Raw genomic sequence first — 20,674 nt, 5'->3', positions numbered from 1 at the left:
CACAGCTCCAAGCCGGGTGGAAACCTCTGTTCCGGCTCATTCGGCGTGCCCATTGCGCGTACGGCGGGACGGGGGCGTCGATACCGAAAGGTATTGAGGTGAAAGTTCCGTACAGGAGATATCTCTCCTGTCTGATTGTGTCGGCGGTGGCAGGTACGTTACTGCCACAGATTGCGCATGCGGCCCCGGTGTCGTCGGCCAAGGATGACGACAAGGGTGTCGTGGACACCATCGCCGGGTGGTTCTCCGACGGTGATCACGAAGAGTCCAAGGCGCCTGTCGGCGGCACGTTGGAGATACCCAGCCGTCAGAAGCTTCCCAAGGGCAAGAAGCTTCCGAAGCCGGAGCGGGTGAAGGAGCTGACGGGGCGGCGTACGTCGCAGGCGCGGTTCTGGCAGTTGTCGGACGGGCGGGTGGAGGCCGAGCTGTCGGCGGTTCCTCTGTCGTACCGGTCCGGGAAGTCGTGGAAGCCGATCGACACCTCGGTGCGTGCCACGGAGGACAAGGGTTTCGACTTCGCGAACACGGCCAACACCGGGCGTACGTGGTTCGGTTCGGACGCGAAGAAGCTGGTGCGTTTCAAGGCTCCGGACGGCCGTTCGGTCACCTTGGGCCTGGAGGGTGCGAAGGGCGGGCTGACGCCGCACGCCAAGGGCGACACCGTCACGTACAAGGACGCGGCTGCCGGTGCTGATCTGCAGTATGTGGTGGGCCGGGGGCAGGTCAAGGAGAACATTGTTCTGGACGCCGCGCCGCCGGGGCCGGTGTCGTACACGTTCACGCTGGACACCGAGGGACTGGTCCCGAAGTCCCGCAAGGACGGGTCGGTCGCGCTGTTCGGTGAGCTGCCGAACACTCCGGTGCTGGTGATTCCGGCGCCGTACATGACCGATGCCAAGAAGGATGCACTGTCGCCGACCGGTGGCACGTACTCGACGAAGGTCCGTCAGAAGCTGAGCCGGGACGGCAAGGGCTGGAAGCTGACGGTCACGCCGGACGCGAAGTGGCTTGCTGCCAAGGGCCGTCAGTACCCGGTGGTGATCGACCCGACGATCACAATCGCGCCGTCGCCGGCGGCTTCGCAGGACACCATGGTGCTGTCGGACCAGCCCGCGGTGAACTTCAACAACACCTGGAAGCTCTCGGCGGGCAAGACCGACACGGGCATCGCACGGTCGCTGGTGAAGTTCCCGCTGACGGAGATCCCGTCGGGGGTCAAGGTCGACTACGCGCGGCTGAACATGTACTTCGACCAGTCGCACACGACGAACGCCAACGATGTCACGATCGAGGCGCACCGGGCGACCGGTGCCTGGGACGAGACCACGGCGACGTGGTCCAACACGTCGGCGCTGGTGGGCGAGCTGTCCGGCACCACCGTTTCGATCGACGACGGTGACACCGGCACAGCCGCGGTCGGTGAGTGGTCCAAGGGCACCACGACCGGTGGCGCCGCGACCAACGACGACTTCGCGTACAACAAGAACACCGCGACCGGTGAGTCGTACACCTGGCAGCCCCAGGTGGCCGAGACCGGGACCTACCGGGTGGATGTGCATTACCCGGCGGCTTCGGATGCGGCGACCGCGGCCCCGTACACAGTGACGTACAACGGCGGCACGAAGAACTACACGGTCAACCAGACCGGCACCGTCGGTACGTGGAAGACTCTGGACACCACCCAGTACGACTTCGCCAAGGGCAACACCGGCAAGATCGTCCTCGGTGACACCGGTTCGTCGACGACGCGGACGCTCGCCGACTCGGTCCGTCTAGTCAACCCCAGCCAGATCGTGAAGAACACCGGTGAGTACAACCAGTGGCACAACTTCCCGGTCACCGACACCGTCCAGAAGTGGGTGTCGGGCACCGCGACGAACCACGGCTTCGTGCTGCAGGCCAAGGACGACACGCTGGCGGCGACGCCGACCGGCGGTCCGCGCTACGAGGCCGGTGACGGCAGCGTCTACGGCGGTGAGACCTCGACCATCCCGAAGCTCACGGTGACGTACGGCAAGGTCGGCACCACGCTGAACTCGCCGACGGTGGTGCACTCCACCGGTCCCGAGCTGTCGTGGCCGAAGTACACCAACGCAACCGGCGACACGAACCTGGACATCGTCGAGTACCAGCTGCACCGCTCCACGCAGCAAGTCTTCACCCCGTCCGCGGCCACCCTGGTCGCACCGGTCGACAAGGCCGCGACCACCTACACGGACACCACCGCTGTACCGACCCCGGACACCAGCTCGGCCGAGATCGGGAAGTCGTACTACTACCAGCTCGCGGTCAAGACCAAGGACGGCCAGCTCCTCGGCTCACCGACCAGAACGGTCGGCATCCCGAAGGCCGGCCGCACCATGAAGATCATCCAGGGCGGTCAGGGAGGTGTCACCGACACCACGCTGTCCTCCCAGCAGCCGACCGTCAACCAGGACAAGATCCAGTCCTTCGGCATCGGGCAGACCTGGCTCAGCGTCGGCAACAACTCCACCACCTACGGCAAGACCCGCGCCGCCCTGAAGTTCCCCACCACCGGCATCCCCTCCACCGCCACCGTGCTGGAGAACAAGATGTACATGTGGGGCGCGGAGACCACCACCGGCACCAACGGTGCGATCTACGAACTCCACTCCCTGACCAAGGACTTCGACGAGACCACCGCCACCTGGAACAACGCCAACGCCACCACCGCATGGACCACGGCCGGCGGTGACATGTCGGCCACCGTGTCCGACACCGTCGCCACCGTCAGCGACGTCGGCCGCCACTGGTGGGACGCCACCGCACTCATGCAGTCCTGGGTCAAGACCCCCACCTCCAACAAGGGTGTCGCGGTCAGGCTGAAGGACGAGACCACCACCGGACCCCAGGAACGCACCCTCTTCCTGTCCGGCGAGGCAGCCGACCCCCAGCTGCGGCCGTACATGCAGGTCATCTACGTCGACTCGACCACCGAGGACACGTACTACGCGCCGACCACCCCGGCCCGGATGACCCCGAACTCGCAGTACACCGTCGAGTTCACGGTCACCAACACCACCGCTTCGGCGTGGGCGGCCGGTGAGCGGGTGCTGTCCTACACCTGGAAGCTGCCTGACGGCACGGACGTGACGACCGGCGGCAACCAGCTGTCCACCGCGATCCCGGCGCTGCTGCCGGGAAAGTCGGCCACCATCCAGGCGCAGGTCAAGACCCCCATCAACTCCGATGAGGGCAACAAGCGCCTGAACTACGTGCTGGGCTGGGACGTCAAGAAGGTCGCCGACGGCACCTGGCTGTCCGCCGGGACGGGCGGCATCCCGTCGCTGAAGCAGAACGTCACGGTCGAAGACCCCACCTCCAACACGCTGGGCCTCGAAAAGTTCTACTCCTACACGGGCAAGAACACCGGCGCCGGCTCGACGGTCATGAACAACCTGGCCTCGGGCAACAGCGTCTGGCAATACAACGCCATCAACAACCCGGGCCGCGGGCTCAACACCTTCGCCCGCGTCGCCTACAACAGCCTCGACACGTCGGACACGGTGCTCGGCCACGGCTGGTCGGCGCAGATTTCCGGCCCGACGCGCCTGGGCGCGCCGCTGGACTTCCACCCGAACCCGAACCCGACCGAGGTCAGGCTCCCGGACGGTGACGGCACCACGCACACCTTCCGCTGGGACGCCACCAACAGCGTGTGGAAGGCACCGGCCGGTGTCCACTACAAGCTGACGATGAAGGCCGGCCTGGACTGCAAGCCCACCAAGGATCCGGTCCCGGACGCCTGGACACTGACCCGTCCTGACGGGACACGGTTCGTGTTCGGCTGCGACGGCTACATGACGTCTGCCGTCGACAACGACGGCAACACGCAGACGTACACGTACGAGGAGCGCAAGTCCAACAACAAGCCGACCAAGTTCCTCAAGTACGTCACCGACCCGGCCGGCCGCAAGTCGCTCACGATCGACTACTACGGCAAGGGTGACGCCACCTACGAGTACATCAACGACTCGGGCGTCAAGGTCTCCGGCACCAGCCTGACCAATTCCAAGATCTACGACCACGTGAAGTCCATGACGGACATCTCGGGCCGGAAGATCTCCTTCTACTACACCGACAAGGGCCTGCTCGGGCAGATCGGGGACGGCGAGGCGTCCTCCCAGCCCAAGGTGTTCAAGTTCACCTACGACGCCACGCAGGGGAACAAGAACGTCAAGCTGGTCAAGGCCACCGACCCGCGCGGCAACAACACGCAGTTCGCGTACTACGCCCCGCAGACCGGCGACGACCCGAAGTACCACTGGTGGACCAAGACGATCACCGACCGTCTGGCCTTCACCACCGGCTTCGCGTACAAGGCGAACACGGCGAACACCAAGTTCACCGACACCAAGGTGACGGACGCCGAGAGCCACGCCACGGACTATGTGACGGACGATTTCTTCCGTCCGGTCCAGATCACCGACGCCAAGTCCCAGACCACCAAGATGTCCTGGGACGCGGACAACAACGTCACCTACATGGAGGCGGCGAACGGGGCCAAGGCCGCGTCCTGCTACGACTCCAAGACCGGCTACCCGCTGCGCCAGTGGGACCCGGAGACCACCAAGTCGTGGTCGTCGTTCAACCCGACCGACTACTGCGACCCGGCCAAGTACCCGGCCGGCGCGACCAAGCTCGAGTACCAGACCCGCCTCGACGGCTACTCCGCCGACCTGTGGCGGAAGACCAGCCCGCTGGGCAACGTCTGGGAGTTCGGCTACGACTCCTTCGGTAACCAGACCTCGGTCACGGACCCGGAGGGTGTCGCCTCGGCGACGGCGGGCGACTACCAGTCGACCACCGCGTACGACGCCTACGGCCAGCCGCTGACGGACACCGACGCCAACGGCCACACCACCACCTACGCGGACTACGGCCCGCACGGGTACCCGGCGACGATCAAGGACGCACTGAACAACCCCACGACCTTCGTCTACGACGAGCGCGGCAACACCAAGGAGGTCGTCAACGCCAAGGGCGCCAAGGTCACTCAGGACTACGACTACTTCGGCCGCCCGCAGGAGCAGAAGCAGCCCAAGGACCAGGCCGGCGGTGTCTACATCACCACGCCGGCACCGGTCTACGACGCCAACAACAACACGCTGAAGGCGTTCGGACCGAACGGCGCCGAGACCTCCTCCGTGTACGACGCGGCGGACCAGGTCACCGACTCCCTCGCCCCGAAGGACGAGGCGACCGACCCCGAGCGCAAGACGACGACCACGTACGACAAGGTCGGCAACGTCAAGACGGTCACCGAGCCGAAGGGCAACCTGACGCCGACGGTCGGCGACTACACCACCTCGTACACCTTGGACGAGATCTATCAGCCCGTCTCGGTGGTCAACGCGCGGGGCGACAAGGTCTCCAGCACCTACGACAGTGTCGGCAACGTCATCACGGTCGTCGACCCGAAGAAGAACGCCACCCCCGACACGTCCGACTTCACCACGAAGTACGACTACGACCTGGACAACCGGGTCGTGAAGACGACGGACGCCGCGGGCAAGTTCACAGAAGTCCACTACGACCTCGACAGCCGCACCGACAAGGCGACGGACGCCGAGGGCAACACCTCCGAGACCAGCTTCGACCGGCGTGGCCTGACCAAGGAGGTCAAGGTCCCGTACTCGAAGGACGGCTCGGGCGTCATCACGCACCGGACGACCCGGCTCGAGTACGACGAGGTCGGCAACCAGACGAAGGAGATCAGCCCGCGAGGTGTCGAGACGACGTCGGATGCCACCGACTACACCTCGGAGACCGTGTACGACGAGCTGAACCGGGTCAAGGAGACGCTGTCCCCGTTCAAGCAGGGCGACGCCAACTACGGCAGCCCGGACCGGACGATCTACTCGTACGACTCGGTCGGCCAACTGGCCGAGGTCTCGGCCCCGCCGTCGCAGGGCCAGACGGTCCGCAACACGACCAAGTACGACTACTACGACAACGGCTGGACCAAGTCGGCCACGGACCCCTTCGACATCACCACGGCGTACGACTACAACACGCTGGGTCAGCAGACCAGGAACACGCTGACCTCGGCCGGTGGCTCGTCGCAGCGGACGATGGCATGGGACTTCTACCCGTCCGGCAACCAGAAGGCCCGCTCGGATGACGGTGTTCCGGTCGGCAAGCAGGTCGTGGTCGTCGACTCGACGGACATCCACAACACGGCCACTCAGGGTTCGTGGGACGCCTCCCAGGCCATGGGCCAGTGGGGCTACGACGTCCGTACGAACGCCAAGGGCACCGGCACCGAATCCTTCACCTGGCAGCTGAACATCCCGCAGGACGGTACGTACGAGGTCTTCGCCCGGCACGGTGATGTGACCGGCGCGGCCACGGACGCACCGTTCAAGATCACCCACTCGACCGGGGAGACCACCCGGACCGTCAACCAGTCCACGGGCTCGGGCACGTGGGTCTCGCTGGGCTCCTACTCCTTCACCGAGTCGGGCACCCAGAAGGTCACCCTGACCGACGCGGCCAACGGCACGGTCGTCGCCGACGGCATCAAGCTCGTCCGTGCCAACACGGGCGAAAGTGACAACGAGAAGAAGGACTTCACCTACAAGTACGACGCCAACGGGCTGCTGTCGGAGGTCAAGGACCTCTCGCCGGGCGCGAAGGCGGACGCGTACGCGATGGCCTACGACGAGCTGAATCAGCTGTCGAAGGTCGAGGAGAAGCTGGGCAGCACGGTCAAGAACACGACCTCGCTGACCTACGACGCCAACGGCAACCCGCTGGAGACCACGCACGATGTGACGTGGTCGAAGGCTGAGTACGACGTCCGCGACATGATCAACAAGATCACGAACGCGGACACGCCGACCGCGGGCAACCAGCAGATCACCACTCTCACCTACACCGACCGCGGTCAGCCGCTGAAGCAGACGAAGCCGAACGGGAACACCGTCGACTACGCGTACTGGCTCAACGGTGCGGTCAAGTCGCAGGTGGAGAAGAAGAGCGGCGGCACGGTCGTCGCTTCGCACGACCTGGAGTACGACCCGAACGGGAACCGCTCCAAGGACACGGCGAAGCTGATGAACGCCGACAACACGGCGGACTACCTGGACACCGTCTCGACGTTCGACTACGACCCGCAGGACCGTATCGCCAAGGTCACCAAGACCGGTCATGGTGCGGGCACGGAGGAGTACGTCTACGACGGCAACTCCAACATCGTCGAGCAGAAGTCGGGCGGGGTCACGTCGACGTCGACGTACGACCGCAACCGTCTGCTGAAGACGTCCGCGGGCGGTGTCGCCTCGACGTACAACTACGACCCGCTGGGCCGTCTGGACACCGTCTCGTCGAACGGGTCGGTGCAGGAGAAGTACTCGTACGACGGTTTCGACCGGATCGCCAAGCACACGGCGGGCACCGGGGCTGCGGCGAAGTCGACGTCGTACGTGTATGACGCGTTCGACCGCACGGCGTCGGAGACCACGTCCGGCACGTCGGGGAAGACCACGGCCTTCACCTACCTGGGCATGGAGTCCAAGGTGCTGCGGGAGGAGGTCGCCGGCAAGGCGACCAAGTCCTACCAGTACTCGCCGTGGGGTCAGAAGCTGACCCAGATCAAGCACAAGGACACCGGTCCCCACGAGTACTCGCAGTACCTCTACCACCCCAAGGGTGATGTGGAGGCGGTCACGAAGGAGGACGGCAACACCCGGGCCACCTACGGTTACACGGCCTACGGCTCGGACGACGACGCGCAGTTCACCGGCGCGGACAAGCCCGACGCACAGAATCCGGACAAGGAGCAGTACAACGACTACCGCTACAACGCGCAGCGGTACGACGACGGCTCCGGCACCTACGACATGGGCTTCCGCAACTACAGCCCGGGTCTGAACCGGTTCCTGACAAGGGACATGTACGGCGGCGCCCTGGACGACATGTCCCTGGCCACCGACCCGTACACCGGCAACCGCTACGCCTTCGCCGGCGGCAATCCCATCTCCTTTGTGGAGCTGGACGGCCACCTCTTCGGCATCGACATCTCCCTCTCCGACGTCGGCCACGCAGCCCTCGACGTGGCGGGCATGGTCCCGGTCATCGGCGAGGCCGCAGACGTCGCCAACGGCATCTGGTACATGGCCGAGGGCAACTACGTCGACGGTGCGATGTCCATGGCCGCGGCCATCCCGGGTGCGGGCAACGCGGTCACGGCGGCGAAGTGGGCCAAGAAGGGCGCCAAGGCCGTCGACGCGGTCAAGAGTGCTGCAAAGTCCGGCGGTAAGAAGGTCGCAGGCAAGGCCAAGGCGGGCGTCGACAAGGCCAAGCAGACCGTCAGCAAGGGCACCGGGAAACACCGCGCACCCAAGAGCAAGAAGGGTGGCGCCTGCAAGAAGAAGAACAGTTTCGTCCCCGGCACCAAGGTGCTAATGGCCGACGGGTCCACGAAGAACATCGAGGACCTGAAGGAGGGCGAGTACGTCCTGGCCTCCGACCCGGAGACCGGCGACCTCCAAGCCCGCCAGATCACCAACACCATCGTCGGTGACGGGGTGAAGCACCTGGTCACCCTTACCGTCGATGCCGACGGCAAGAGTGGCAAGGCCAAGCCCAGCACCATCACCGCCACTGATGGGCACCCGTTCTGGCTGCCGGACTTCGGCACGTGGGTCAATGCGGGCGAGCTCGAGCCCGGCATGTGGCTCCAGACCTCAGCCGGCACCTGGGTCCAGATCACCGCCGTCGACAGGAGTGACCGGCCTCAGCGGGTTCACAACCTCACCGTTGAGGGCCAGCACACGTTCTTCGTGCTGGCGGGAGGCTCGTCGGTTCTCGTTCACAATCAGAGTGCCGATGACGCCACCGAATGCAAGATCGAACTCAATGGAAACCGTTCCACGTGGTCACAGCGTGACCGCGTGGAAGGCCCAGCGACGAAGTATGACCGAAAAGGTCAGTACAAGAACATGAAGGCGGCGGATCGTCGGAAGGCTCTCAACGACAATCCGACGTGTGTCTACTGCGGAAACGCGCCGTCGGAGCAGGCCGACCACGTATTCCCCGTGAGGAACTACCACTACGAAGGTGGTTGGTCGCTCGACAAGGCAGGTCGATCAGACGAGATCAATACCCCGGGGAACCTCACTGGAGCCTGCCAGCCGTGCAACGGATCCAAGAACGGCAAGCTTCTCGGTGATGGTCCTGGTGAGTGGTGGCCGAGTGGTTGGACACCCGGTATCTGGTGGCCTTTCGGAGGCGGCCCTCGTCAGTAGTCGTTTGATTTGACTCGATCCTCCGCCCAGGGGCGTATCTACCCAGGGCGGAGGATCGGCCGCAGGGCGAGCCTGGAAGACTTCGTCTGTTTGTGCTTAGATTTGCTTATGTCGGTTCACGAATTGATCAAAAGGCTACCGAGCGCCGAGGAGCTACGCATTCGATCCCAGGCTCTGGCTGTACTGGACGCCATTGCCTGCCCGGATGCGGATCTGCGCGCCTTCACGTTCGAGAACACTCGGGAGAAGGGCGCAAAGGCAGAGATGCGTGATGGAGTGGGCGGAGAGTTCACGATTTACTTCACGCAGGCCGGCGTTTTTGCTCGAGGTTTCGACCATGAGTCTCCCATGAGTCCCTACCGGGAATCACCCCCCGTGGTGTGGCCCGGTCTGACCGAAGAAATTCCTGCGGAGTTTCTGCCGCTCCTGAACCAAAGAGTGGTGGCCGGCTCGAATTCAGTGCCTCTGGCAACCGTACTGTTCTGGCTGCGAGCAGAAGGAACTACGTGGAAGACCAGTGGAGTTGACGTTCCCGACGCGGTGATCGTCGATGCGGACGGTGCTGAGATTCTGTTCGGCCAGTACGTAGATGATCAACCCGTAGCCTATGTGGAGCGTGCGGAAGAGATCTTCGAGATCGCCATGGATGCCGAACTCGTAGAGCGAGTAATGCGGAAGGCGCGCATCGATCGTTCTCTGGTCGGCGCCCTGAATCCGGAGGCCGATTATCAGGAACTTACGGAAGTGTTCAAGCGTGCAGATTTCTCTTTCGAGGAATAATGTGAAGTAGATGTTCCTTGGAAAGTGCGATGGCGTAATCGATGGGATGTTCATCCCGGGGCTGTTGCAACGCCCCCCGATCTTTGATCGGTGCAGGTGAGATGATGCCGAGGAGATCGAGGGCGCGGTATCAAAAGACTGTGCAACAGCCCTGGCTGGACAGGCAGAGGCGCTGCAAAGTCTCTTGATCTTGTGAGTGCGCCGGTCAGGCGATGCCCAAGAGGTCGAGTGGGCGGGTGAACGGTTCGTAGGAAGCGTGGCGGAGACCGGCGGCGATGTTGCTGTGCCCGGCGTCGCGGAGCGTGTTGATCGCCAAGTTCCGCAGGCTCGCCATGTTGTCGGGCCCGTGGCCGGTCCGAACCTTCGAGGCGTCCTCGCGGAAGGTGGTGTCGCGGACGAAGTGCAGCCGGTTCTCGATGCGTCAAGCACTCTGCGCCTGTGCGTTGTCCCCGAGTTCTTCGGCGAAGCGGGGATGGACGCGGGTGTTGCGTCCTCGCGCCTTGGCGAGGTGTTCTTCGAGATGGGTGATTTTGCCGGGTGGGGCGTGGAGGATCCAGCGGTGGGGGTGCTGTGTCTCCTGACGGCCGGTGAGGTGTCCGTCCCTGAGCCATTTGCGGATGGTGCCGGTGGTGCAGCCGAGGCGGGCGGCGAGGTCGGCCAGCCACCATTCGTGCTCCTGGGGAGCTTCGGCCGGATCAATCGGCAGCGGCCTGGGCTGGGCTGGAAGGGGTCGGCCGCTGCGATGCAGGATCTGTACGACGACGCGCCGCCGGATGGGATCGTCGCCGCGTGCCGAGCGGTAGCCGTCCCGGTTGAGCTGATCGGCGATCTTCACGGCGCTCAGGCCCGTGTCGGCGAGTTCCAGGACGCGCCGTTCGAGTTCGGGGTAGTAGCTGAGGTGCTCGACGTACTGGATCGGGCGCCGGATGACGGCTGTGGTGGTGCGCGCCGAATCATTTTGGAATGGCCGTGGGGGGTGATCGACCACTCCTCGAATTTTCGATGGGATGGCACATTCTCCTTCCCGGGTGACAACGCTCACCGGGAATGGGTTCCATATCGGGTGGAACCGGCGCTGTCCGAGCTCCGTGCGGGAGATGTTTGTACGGTATCCATCCCGCCGACGAGGCTCTACGTCGGGCATTACGAGGCGTATGACCCTCCGCGTAATCTTGGCTGGGTCCCCGCGCCCACCGCGGGGATCTACGTGGTCCCACCAGAGAACTCGGATGTGGAGGATGCGGGGTGCATGCTTTATCTGGGTGGTGCTGCACCCATTCGAGTGGAGCCAGTGGAGGACTGACGCCAGGGCGCGCTTCTTCGCTCGGCGTCGGACTATCGCCCTCGAAGTCGACGGCAAGAACGGCAACAAGGCCGCCCAGTAACCGCAACCGACTGCCGCCCGTGAGGCCACCGGCGTTGCCCCCGGAGGAGAAGGTTCGGATCGTGCTCTCGATCCTGGCCGGTGAGCTTACGGTCGCCGAGGCCGCGCGTCGGGCGAAGGTGTCCGAGCAGTCGGTCGGGAACTGGAAGCGCCAGTTCCTGGAGCCGGGCCGGGCCGGCGTCCGGGAAGTCCGGCCCCAGCAGCCGGGATCAGGAACCCAGATGTGAAAGCACATCGAGTACGGGCGGACGTTGCAAACGGCTCAGTCGTGCGACTTCAGCGCATCGGCCAGGTGACGCCCTTCTCGTGTCCCGTTGCGCAGCAGTACGGCAGCCGTGGTGTGCAGCTCGTTCCAGGCATGCGGGCGTCCGACCACATCAGCGTCAGGAACGCTCGCAAGGGAGACCGTCAACGCCTGCTCAGGCTCTCCGGCCCCCGCAAGCGCATGCCCCAGACAGGATCGATACCACGCCTTGTCGCGGCGGTAGTTGTCCGGTAGTGCGGCGAGCCCCACGGTGATGTGGCTCGCCGCCGCCCGCCAGTCGCGAAGGTTGCGGGTGCCGAAAAATCATCAGACCAGGTCACGACCTTGATCATTGATCTATGTGATCTGTTGTGGTGTCCCCGGCCTTGCGGGTGCCGATTAATCATCCGACCTGCTCAGGCGGCATGTTGGTACTCATGCAGGGTTCCGCCGAGCCGGTCTCGTCGGTGGACCTCCAGATGCGCGATCTGTCCTGGTTCGGTGATCGGTTCAGGTAGCGGGCGGAGCGGGGCGGCTTGGCCGAGGGCCCGGTGCGGCCGATGCCCGTTGTAGAACGATTCGAACTCCTGGAGCACGTGCAGGAGGTGGCTTCGGTTCCAGATCAAGGTGCGGTCCAGCAGCTCCCTGCGGCAGGTCTGTATCCAGCGCTCCATGATGGAGTTCATTCGGGGCACCCGGACACCGCTGGCGACGACCTCCAACCCGGCGTCGGCGAGCACGGCATCGAAGGCCTGTGTGAACTTCCGGTCCCGGTCGCGGATCAAGAACTTGGCTGTGCTGCCCGCGTCCTGGAGATCCATGGCGAGATTGCGTCCGACCTGTACCACCCAGTCCGCGGTGGGGTGTGCGGTGGCGCCCAGGATCCGGATCCTGCGGGTGGTGTGCTCGATGACGGCGAAAACGTACAGGCGTGCCCCGGCCAGGGTGCGGGTCTCGAAGAAGTCGCAGGCGAGGAGCGCGTCGGCCTGGCTGTGCAGGAAGTCAGCCCAGGTCGTGCCTTCGCGTTCGGGGGCGGGCGGGATGCCGTGCTCCTTGAGGATCTCCCAGACGGTGGAGGCGGCGATCTTGATACCGAGCGCCGCGAGCTCACCGTGGATGCGCCGGTACCCCCAGGAGCTGTTCTCGCGTGCCAGGCGCAAGACCAGGCTGCGGATCGAGCGGACTGTGGGTGGGCGCCCTCGCCGCCTCGGTGCGCACGTGACGGCATGGCGCTGTTTGAGCAGGTCGCGGTGCCATCGCAAGATCGTGTCGGGACGCACCAGCAGCAGGAGCTGGCGCAGCTTGTTCATCGGGAGACGATGGAGCAGGCCAGCGAGCAGCGCACGGTCGGTGTCGGTGAACGCGGGCTTGCCGACCTGGCGCTGCAGGACCAGCAGCTGGTGCCGCAGCGTGAGGATCTCGATGTCTTTGTCCCGCTCACTCATCGGCAGCAGCCGCAGGAGCGTGAACGTATTGGTGACGGCGAGGTAGGCCAGGCGCAGCAGCACGACAGATCATGATGCCGCCGACGGCCATCCGGGTGAACAGCACGGGCGCGAGTGGCGCGCGAGCAGAAGGCCTGCCAGCGACGATCAAGCTCCTGACCTGGCCGGATGATTTGTCGGCACCCGCAACGACGGCGTGCCCGCCCTGGAACTTGCCGACCAACTTGCACTGGCCGCCCGGCGGCTGGCCGGCGCCCTGGTCGCCGGGCAGCCCGCCGACGACTTCGACCTCGGAGTGGTGGCGCGGATCCCGACAGTCCTCGCCGCCCGCGCCCACCGGGCCGCCCCCGCCGCGCAGGCCCTACACGGCACCCTCGTCCGCCGGGCCGCCGAGACCTCCACGGGCATCGACCTGGCCGCCCGCACCCCCACCGCCCGCCAGAACCAGCCCACCACCGGGCACTCATCCGCCCCCGGCAATGGCACCCAAGCGTCACGTGACGATTCGAAGCGCGACACACCGGCTGCTCAGCCCACGGCACGCACCGCCCAAGCGTCACGTGACGATTCAGGGCTGACGGTCGAACCGAAAGGCATCGAGCCGCGGCCGCAGAAGCTCGCGATGAAGAAGGCACGGGCCATCGCTGGCGCCGCAGAACCGGTCCGCCACCCGGAGCACCGGGACAACCACCGGTGGATCCTGCGCAGTGGTGACACGGTGATCGGCTACGTGGAGCCGTCCTATGGCGGCACCTCCCGCTCCGGGCGCAACGGCTGGACCGGCCGCCTCGGCGGCTCCCTCGGCCCGCGCTGCAAGTCCCGTGACGGGGCTGCGCTGGACCCGGCGGCCCGCTGGATCCGGCTCGTCACCACCGAGCCCAGCCGCACCCTCACCGGCGACCACTGACGCGGGCGCCGAGCAGGTCCCAGCCGGTGTAGAAGACGACGGCGGCAATGAGGACCGCGGCGGTGAAGGCCAGGGCCGGCACGGTGCCGACCGGCCAGAGTCGCAGGCCGCGCCGGTCGCTGCGGCGCCGGGAGAAAGTTCTTCTCACACTCACTCAGAGGCGTGACGGCCCGCCGCCGGTTGCAGCCGCCCCGCCCGCCGCGCCGGGGCGGACGGGACGGGGGACGGGGGTTGAGGAACATCAGCCGTTGACGGCTGGCCCGTACGGCCGTGCAAGCCGACCAGCTCCTACGCGGGGTGGTAGACGCCGTTCTCGTCCAGGAAGTAGCTTCCCTCTTCGAAGCCGTCGACAGTGCGATTCTTCAGCCACTGCCGGGACATCCGGTGCAGGACCTTGTACTGGCTTTCCCAGCCCATTTGGTGCCCCGTGCCGGCGACCCGGATCATCAGTTTCCTTGGGCCGAGGATGGCTGCGTAGAGCGCGGGCACCGAGAAGTAGAGCACGTCGGGCGAGGACTCCGGCGTGTTCACCGTGGTGTCGAGGTCTCCGTACACGATGAACACGGGCACCCTCCGGCCGAGCGTGCCGTGCAGCGGCGCCGTGGTGGAGTTCCAGCCCCACCAGTAGGGGAACCGCCACCGCGAAACGCCCTCCGGCTGTCCGGTTGCTGGGTCCGTGGGGCCCCAGGTACTGCCGAGGTCGTCGCTCTCCATCATGGCTTTCCACGCCACGTCGACCGGGACCTCTCCGCTTGGGAAGCCCTCTTTGACGAAGACGTTCGTCGGGAAGCCGTATGTGCCCGCTGGGCTGGAGACCGGCAGCGTCACACCGGCCGGTACGCCGAAGCCGTCCCCCGTGCCCTTCCTGCCCCTGGGCGGGAAGACCGGCGCGCTGAGGAACAGGCTCGCCACCTTCTCGGGGTGCTGCAGCGCATACGGTCCGAACGCGAACGCGGCCGCGGAATGTCCGATGAGCGCCACATGCCGCTGCCGCCGCAGCCCGATGATGTAGTCGACGACGGTGTCCACCTCGTCCCAGTTGCTCTGCGAGTTGCCCAGCTGATGCGGGTAGCTCGGGGAGCAAGGACCGTTCTCCAGCGGGTTGGGGACCAGGATGCTCTGCAGCTGCTGCTGCTGGAGCGGGCTGATATTGCACGGATCGTCCATCTTCGGGCGCGGTGACTTGCCGGCTCCCTGGAGATCCATGATGAACACGTCGTAGCCCGCACCCGCCAGATCCCTGGCCCAGCTGTAGTCGCCGTACTGGAGGTCGAAGGTCGGGAGGCCCGAGACGGTCCTGCCGTGGAGCATGAGGACGACCTCGGGCTCCTCCGCATCGGTGTCGACGAGCTCCCGTACGAAGAGATTGACGGACTGGCCCGTATTCGCGGGTTCGGTCGAGGTATGCGGGACCGCGTGGTCGGTGGTGAGGATGGCCATTGCTCCTCCGTGCGGTTAGGCCGTGTGGCAACTATCCTGCGGAGCAAGCCACTTGGCGAGCAGGGTCATTGCATGATCGAGATCTGTCTGGGTTCGTCACGTGAGACCGAGGGTTCGTAGGGGCCGGTGGTAGTCGCGGCCGGTGTGGCGGAGGGCGGCGGCGATGTTGGTCTGGCCGTCCTGGCGGAAGACGCTGATGGCGAGGTTGCGCAGGGAGGCCATGGCGCGGGGCAGGGTGCCGGTGCGGACCTTGGAGGCGTCCTCGCGGAACGTGCGGTCCCGCACGTGGTGCAGGAGGTTCTCGATACCCCAGTGGCCTCTGATCCAGGTGGCGAGCTCGGTGCAGGTGGCGTCGAAGACGCTCAGGCTGGTGATCAGGTAGACGCGCTCGATGGTCAGCTTCCCGGTGCTCAAGTCGCGTCGCCACCGTACGACTTGGATCGCCTGGCGGGCGCCGGGGTAGTCGAGGTGGCTGAACGCGGCGACCTTGAGCCGGCGGATCTCGTCGCGGTGGTGGGCGTGGTCGCGAGTGCGGTGCCCGAGCGGGATATCCCGCCAGGGCAGCTTCCTGACCTGGGCGTACAGGCCCGGATGGTTCTTCTTCACGACGGCCACGTAGTGCGCGCCGCGACTGGTCAGATAGGCCCCGTGGTCGTGCTGGGTGTGCAGGGCGTCGGCGGTCACCACCGTGTTCTCCAGCTCGAGACCGTCCAGCAACGGCGCGAAGGAGGGGATCTCGTTGCTCTTGGAAGCGACCTGCCGCTGGGCCAGGACCACGCCGTGGTGGTCCATCGCCGCCAGCAGCTGGATCGCCGCGGCCACCCGGGTTCGCGATCCGCGGACCACCTTGCCGTCGACCGCGATCACCCGTCGCACCGGCCCATTCTCCGCCTCCGGCTCGACCGGGGGCAGCGTTCTGGCCTGCAGATACGCGCTGATCGCCGCGTCCAGCGCGTCACCGTCCACACGCTGCAGCAGGCGGCGCACGGTTGCGGCGTGCGGCACCGGCCGCAGACCGGTAAGTGGATCGGCAGCGAAGCCGAGGACGCCCAGCACATGCTGCGGGGCATCCGTGATCCACTCGCTGATCGCGATGAGCGAGCGAGCCCCGGTCAGCACCGCCGAGACGGCTGCGCACAGCAACGCGAGGGCCGGATACCGCAGTCCTCGCGCATCGCGGGGATCGGCGACCAGGATCAGGAATCGCCGCAGGTCAGCGACATCGCTTGAGGTGAGGGGATCAGTCGGGGAGCCCAGTTGCACCAGTGCGGAAGGGATGGGCGATGATGTTCGGGCAGGCACGGTCTCGCTCGGTTCTCATGGGTCTCGACAACCACATGATCACCAGCACCGTGCCTGCTCTGCTCTCCCGGGCTCCTTGCCGCACCACGGACATGACGCCACGTCACTCACGAGACCGGCGAACCGGATCAATCCCAATCACGCAATGCCCCTATGTGAAGGACGAGAACGGCCTGGATGATCGCGGTGATGCGGTTGGTGCTGCAGCGGACCTTCCGTAGGAGGCGCCAGCCCTTCAGCGCAGCCGCAGCGACACGCGAAGACCCCGCCCGACAACCTGGGGAACAAACGGGGCGAACCGATCACCTCACCGAACAGCAATCACCGCTGACGAATCGAGGCCGACGAGACACCTGGCGAGAAAACGCGAGTTTATTTCTGCGCACTCTAACTAAAATCCCCATTTGCGATATCCCACTTGACTTCGTACCACAGATTCCCGTCGATTACGTATGCCTCCGGATCGGTGTGGCGTAGAAAATCTTCCACGTCTTGCGCGGCGACGTCCCAACTATCCCCACCTTCATCGGCATCAAATGGATAGCGCTCGATAAGACCGCGCACACACAGGGAGAAACGCTCGAGAGTGGTATTAACCATCACCACATGGTCCATTTGTTTACCGGATTGCACCACGTGCCCTGTGTGCGGATCCCACAGGATACTTCCGAACAATCCGGTCGTGCCGAACTTGACCAATTCCCCATACGGCTCAATCGTTACACTTTCCAGGAAGTCTAGAGACTGATATACCGCCCCGATCGCTTCATCTGGAACATTGAGGAATTCCGGCACGGGCGCACCCTTTACGGGTTCACGAAAGTGCAGCTGAACCATCGAAAAGTGAGGGAATTCCTCGTCAACGCTTTCGTTACTCACTGCATTCCTTCTGTAGTGGTGCATGCGGCCGTCGCCCTCGTGCGCGACGCCGCCGCGGGAACGCTGGGCGTCGCTCGCCTCGCCCGTCAGCTGCGCGACTGGACCATCAACTGACCTGCCCACAGTGCCCATACCGGCCGGGATACCCATGGTCCTCCACCGGTCCGCGGCCGCGCGCAGGAGTGTCAGCGGCTTCCCATAGGCTCGTCCCATGGGTTCATCTCTGAGCGTGTACCTGCTCGACGTTGCCGCTACGCGTGCCCTGGTCGGCTCCGGCGATACCCAGCTGCTGGAGGCGATACGCAGCAGCTTCGGGGACGACCTGGCCCGCGACGACGACTATCACAGCCACGTGATCGGGCAGGGAGCCCCCACGGCGTACGAGGCCCTGCACGCGGTCATCCACGGCGGGCCCTTCAGCGAGAACAGTGACCATGCCTTTCAGTACGGCTACGCCTACGACCGGCTGTGCTCGCTCACCGGCGTGTTTTTGCCCAACGGCTGTTTCACACCGCACAGGGGCGGCTGGCTGTCGGTCGTCGACCAGGGGCTGAACGCTCTCGGTATCACCGCCGTGTCCGTGGAAACCTTCAGCCACGGCGACCCGCCCGCTCCACTGCCGTACGCCTTCACACCGGGCTGCGGCGAATGGACGCCCGATCACATCGCCCAGGCGTTGGAGCAGTTCGAGGCCGGCAAGCGCGCGGTCGACGAGTCTGGACAGGCCCCGCCGCTGGAGCCCGAAGTCGTGGAGGCCGTGATGCAGTGCCTCGAATGGATGCGACGCGCGCAGGCACGGCCTGGTTTCGGCGTTATCGGCTTCCGCTCCTGAAGCCATGGACGGGGCAACCGAACAGCCGCCCCGCACCGCAAGGCCCCGGGGCCTTTGCCGCCCGAACTCGTGAGCTGGGCACTTCCCGGCTAATCAGGACGAACGCTCCACACGGTGAGCGGCGGCGCTGCGACGATCGAGGACTGCGGGTCCCGGCCGGGACCCGCACCCCTGCGGGAGGACAGCCGATGATCCCTGATGTGCGCCAGCCCGAGTCGCTGGGCGACTACCTGCTTCAGCACATGAACCTCACCCCCGACTTCGGTGCCAGCTCGCTCAGCGTGGAGCAGATCGCCGACATCGCCCTGATCGCGACAGCGCACTCCGCCGGGTACGCGGCCACCAGTCACCTGGTCTCGCTCCTGGCCGCGCTGCCAGTGCCCTCGGACGAGCCCCACGACTTCTGGTTCCAGCTGTGGCAGGCCTCCGGCACACCAGTCCTCATGCCCGTCAACATCAAGCACCAGGTCCTGCGCGCTCTGGACGGTGACGGAGCGGGACTGGCCGACCAGCTGATGACCGCCGTCGCCGACATGGACCCCAAGCAGCGGACCACCGCAGCGACGGATGTGATCAAGGAACTCGACTTCGTGCATTAGCGGGCGCCCCGAACCGGGCCTCGACTGGTGAGCTGGCGCATTCGGGCGTATCTCCTCTACCCCTCGTCATGAGTCACACCACGTCGGGCCATGGACTGTCCGTTGGCGTGGTACTCCTCGGAGGGCGTCCGTTGACGTGGTACTCCTCGGAGGGCAACGAGTCCCATTCAGTATTCGCGCCGTCGCGCGTCACCATGAACAACGGACGCGATCGGAGGACCTGCCCGACCAATTGCCCGCGCATGACGACCCCGGGATCATCCGGTCCTGCGTAGCCCTCGGGCATGTAGCGAAAGTGCACGTTCATCGCCTCGGCATACGCGATTGCGTCGCTCTCCAGCTCCGCCATGTCTCTCCCGACCAGCGGGAGTCCGTCGTACGCAACCTGGGGACCCTGCACGGCGTCGGCAGCGATGCAAAACAGCCCCACAGCTTGGCTCACATAGGCCGTGACGGCAGGTGGAGAAGGAGCGACCCCGCGACGGTGGACTTCGGCCTTCCAAGTTGGCGAGAAGATCGCGTGGCCCCGTGCACAATCGCTGACCTTCGTCTGGCCGAGTATCTCAGCCGCCTCGACCACTTCGTTGACGGTCATACCGAACCGAAGCGGTCCGACGCCGACAGCCGGCGAATAGGACCACTCGTCCCGTTCGGCGACTCCGAAATCGGCTTCGGTCTCGAACGCCATAGTCGCTCCTCTAGAGACACCTGAGAACTTGCCGTCGCCCATCATGCCAATCGCCGACCAGCAGGCTGCCGGGTGCCGCCGAGCTCGCGCAGATCACTCAGCGCATGCCCCATCTCGGCTCGGCCGCGAATACGCGACACCTGAACATGCGAGCTCACCAGTCCCGGAACCCCTGACCCTCACCTGCGCCGTGTCCTCACCCAACCTTCGATGAGAATCGCTCAACCTTCGAGGCGACAGGTCAGCGGGGGTGGAGCTGGCGGTGCATGTGGGTGGTTCTCCCCTGATAGGGGAGCCGTGACCAGCGGATGACCTGACCGGGGACCCAGGGTGGTGGCGTCCCTGGCGGTCCGCCTATTCTGGGTACAGGTGATCACGCGGACCGGAAGGTCCACGGGCATCACCCCCGGCGAGGTCACCTCACCGGACACGACTTGAAGGCTGTAGTGGGTTGCCGAGTCGATTGCTAAGAAGCCGCTTCGTCCTGGCAGGGATGGGGCGGCTTCGACATTTCTAGGTCGGCTGAGCCATGGACAAGGTCTTCAGCTCGCTTCGGTATCGGTGGGCATGAGGGCGTCCGGGAATTGGGCAGCAAGCCGTTCGAGCAGGCGGCCGTAAGTGCGGCGGTGAGGATTGCGAGGCTCAGCCTGGCCGTTCTCCCAGCGCACCACTTGAATCCGGTGCACGCCGATCGCTGCAGCGACTTCGATCTGTGTCAGCGAGGCGGCCTGACGTAGACGCGCCCGTACCGCAGGTGCGGGGAGTCCTACAGACTGCGCAAGCAAGGCGTCGACCGGGTCAGGCGATGGTTGTGCCACCGTTCATTCCTCTCTGCGGCGTGTGACGATTGAAAGTTACATGGACACTACTGGAAACAGCGGCGTAGCAGTGGGCGAGGACGG

The 20,674-nt window shown here is 65.4% G+C and carries 15 protein-coding genes and 1 pseudogene; 7 read left to right on the top strand and 9 right to left on the bottom strand.

Annotated features, from left to right (window positions below; all coding sequences use genetic code 11):
- Positions 1–188 precede the first annotated feature (188 nt).
- Entirely contained in the window at positions 189–9,272 is a 9,084-nt protein-coding gene (locus OG972_RS48845; protein ID WP_323136008.1) for a DNRLRE domain-containing protein, read from the top strand.
- A 108-nt stretch (positions 9,273–9,380) separates the two neighbouring features.
- Entirely contained in the window at positions 9,381–10,052 is a 672-nt protein-coding gene (locus OG972_RS48840) for a hypothetical protein (RefSeq protein WP_266993631.1), read from the top strand.
- A gap of 421 nt (positions 10,053–10,473) precedes the next feature.
- Here OG972_RS48840 and OG972_RS48835 read toward each other — a convergent pair whose 3' ends face one another.
- Positions 10,474–11,040: a hypothetical protein gene (locus OG972_RS48835; protein WP_266993629.1), complete on the bottom strand. Its 567-nt coding sequence runs from the start codon at positions 11,038–11,040 to the stop codon at positions 10,474–10,476.
- Between the two features lie 458 nt (positions 11,041–11,498).
- Between OG972_RS48835 and OG972_RS48830 the strand changes: the two genes are divergently transcribed.
- Positions 11,499–11,663 carry a helix-turn-helix domain-containing protein gene (locus tag OG972_RS48830; RefSeq protein WP_266993627.1) on the top strand — a complete coding sequence of 55 codons (165 nt, stop codon included), beginning with the start codon at positions 11,499–11,501 and terminating at the stop codon, positions 11,661–11,663.
- Positions 11,664–11,698: 35 nt separating this feature from the next.
- On the opposite strand, the gene OG972_RS48825 is transcribed toward OG972_RS48830, so the two are convergent.
- Together OG972_RS48825 and OG972_RS48820 are read right to left on the bottom strand one after the other, a co-directional pair.
- Positions 11,699–11,950, bottom strand: coding sequence for a hypothetical protein (locus OG972_RS48825; protein ID WP_266993625.1), 252 nt, complete (start codon positions 11,948–11,950; stop codon positions 11,699–11,701).
- 146 nt (positions 11,951–12,096) lie between these two features.
- On the bottom strand, positions 12,097–13,188 hold the full coding sequence (locus OG972_RS48820) for an integrase core domain-containing protein (RefSeq protein WP_266993623.1): 1,092 nt from the start codon (positions 13,186–13,188) through the stop codon (positions 12,097–12,099).
- A 133-nt stretch (positions 13,189–13,321) separates the two neighbouring features.
- Here OG972_RS48820 and OG972_RS48815 point away from each other — a divergent pair, with 133 nt between their 5' ends.
- A complete protein-coding gene (locus OG972_RS48815) occupies positions 13,322–14,032 on the top strand; it encodes a hypothetical protein (protein WP_266993620.1) in 711 nt (236 codons plus the stop codon).
- On the opposite strand, the gene OG972_RS48810 is transcribed toward OG972_RS48815, so the two are convergent.
- The 4 genes from OG972_RS48810 to OG972_RS48795 form a co-directional block, all read right to left on the bottom strand.
- A complete protein-coding gene (locus OG972_RS48810) occupies positions 14,016–14,180 on the bottom strand; it encodes a hypothetical protein (RefSeq protein ID WP_266993618.1) in 165 nt (54 codons plus the stop codon). The genes OG972_RS48815 and OG972_RS48810 overlap by 17 nt on opposite strands.
- Positions 14,181–14,320: 140 nt before the next feature.
- Positions 14,321–15,472, bottom strand: coding sequence for an alpha/beta fold hydrolase (locus OG972_RS48805; RefSeq protein WP_266993616.1), 1,152 nt, complete (start codon positions 15,470–15,472; stop codon positions 14,321–14,323).
- A 96-nt stretch (positions 15,473–15,568) separates the two neighbouring features.
- The gene (locus tag OG972_RS48800) at positions 15,569–16,735 is read right to left on the bottom strand and encodes an ISAs1 family transposase (protein ID WP_266993614.1); all 1,167 of its coding nucleotides are present in this window, start codon (positions 16,733–16,735) and stop codon (positions 15,569–15,571) included.
- Between the two features lie 426 nt (positions 16,736–17,161).
- Positions 17,162–17,611 carry an SUKH-4 family immunity protein gene (locus OG972_RS48795; protein WP_323136013.1) on the bottom strand — a complete coding sequence of 150 codons (450 nt, stop codon included), beginning with the start codon at positions 17,609–17,611 and terminating at the stop codon, positions 17,162–17,164.
- A 66-nt stretch (positions 17,612–17,677) separates the two neighbouring features.
- Here OG972_RS48795 and OG972_RS48790 point away from each other — a divergent pair.
- The 3 genes and pseudogenes from OG972_RS48790 to OG972_RS48780 all read left to right on the top strand — a co-directional run.
- A pseudogene (locus OG972_RS48790) lies at positions 17,678–17,767 on the top strand (fic family toxin-antitoxin system, toxin component); the annotation flags it as partial.
- 97 nt (positions 17,768–17,864) lie between these two features.
- A complete protein-coding gene (locus OG972_RS48785) occupies positions 17,865–18,485 on the top strand; it encodes a hypothetical protein (protein ID WP_266993610.1) in 621 nt (206 codons plus the stop codon).
- Between the two features lie 188 nt (positions 18,486–18,673).
- On the top strand, positions 18,674–19,084 hold the full coding sequence (locus OG972_RS48780) for a hypothetical protein (RefSeq protein ID WP_266993608.1): 411 nt from the start codon (positions 18,674–18,676) through the stop codon (positions 19,082–19,084).
- Between the two features lie 73 nt (positions 19,085–19,157).
- On the opposite strand, the gene OG972_RS48775 is transcribed toward OG972_RS48780, so the two are convergent.
- Together OG972_RS48775 and OG972_RS48770 are read right to left on the bottom strand one after the other, a co-directional pair.
- Positions 19,158–19,772 (bottom strand): hypothetical protein, encoded by a 615-nt coding sequence (locus OG972_RS48775; RefSeq protein ID WP_266993606.1) that lies wholly within the window; start codon positions 19,770–19,772, stop codon positions 19,158–19,160.
- Between the two features lie 542 nt (positions 19,773–20,314).
- Complete coding sequence (locus OG972_RS48770) at positions 20,315–20,590, bottom strand: helix-turn-helix transcriptional regulator (RefSeq protein ID WP_266993604.1); 276 nt, start codon at positions 20,588–20,590, stop codon at positions 20,315–20,317.
- Positions 20,591–20,674: the final 84 nt, after the last annotated feature.

The organism is Streptomyces sp. NBC_01669, assembly GCF_026339735.1.
GTDB lineage: Bacteria > Actinomycetota > Actinomycetes > Streptomycetales > Streptomycetaceae > Streptomyces > Streptomyces yanii.
The sequence above is the reverse complement of the archived record's forward strand: the minus strand, read 5'-3'. Positions and strand labels throughout refer to the sequence as shown.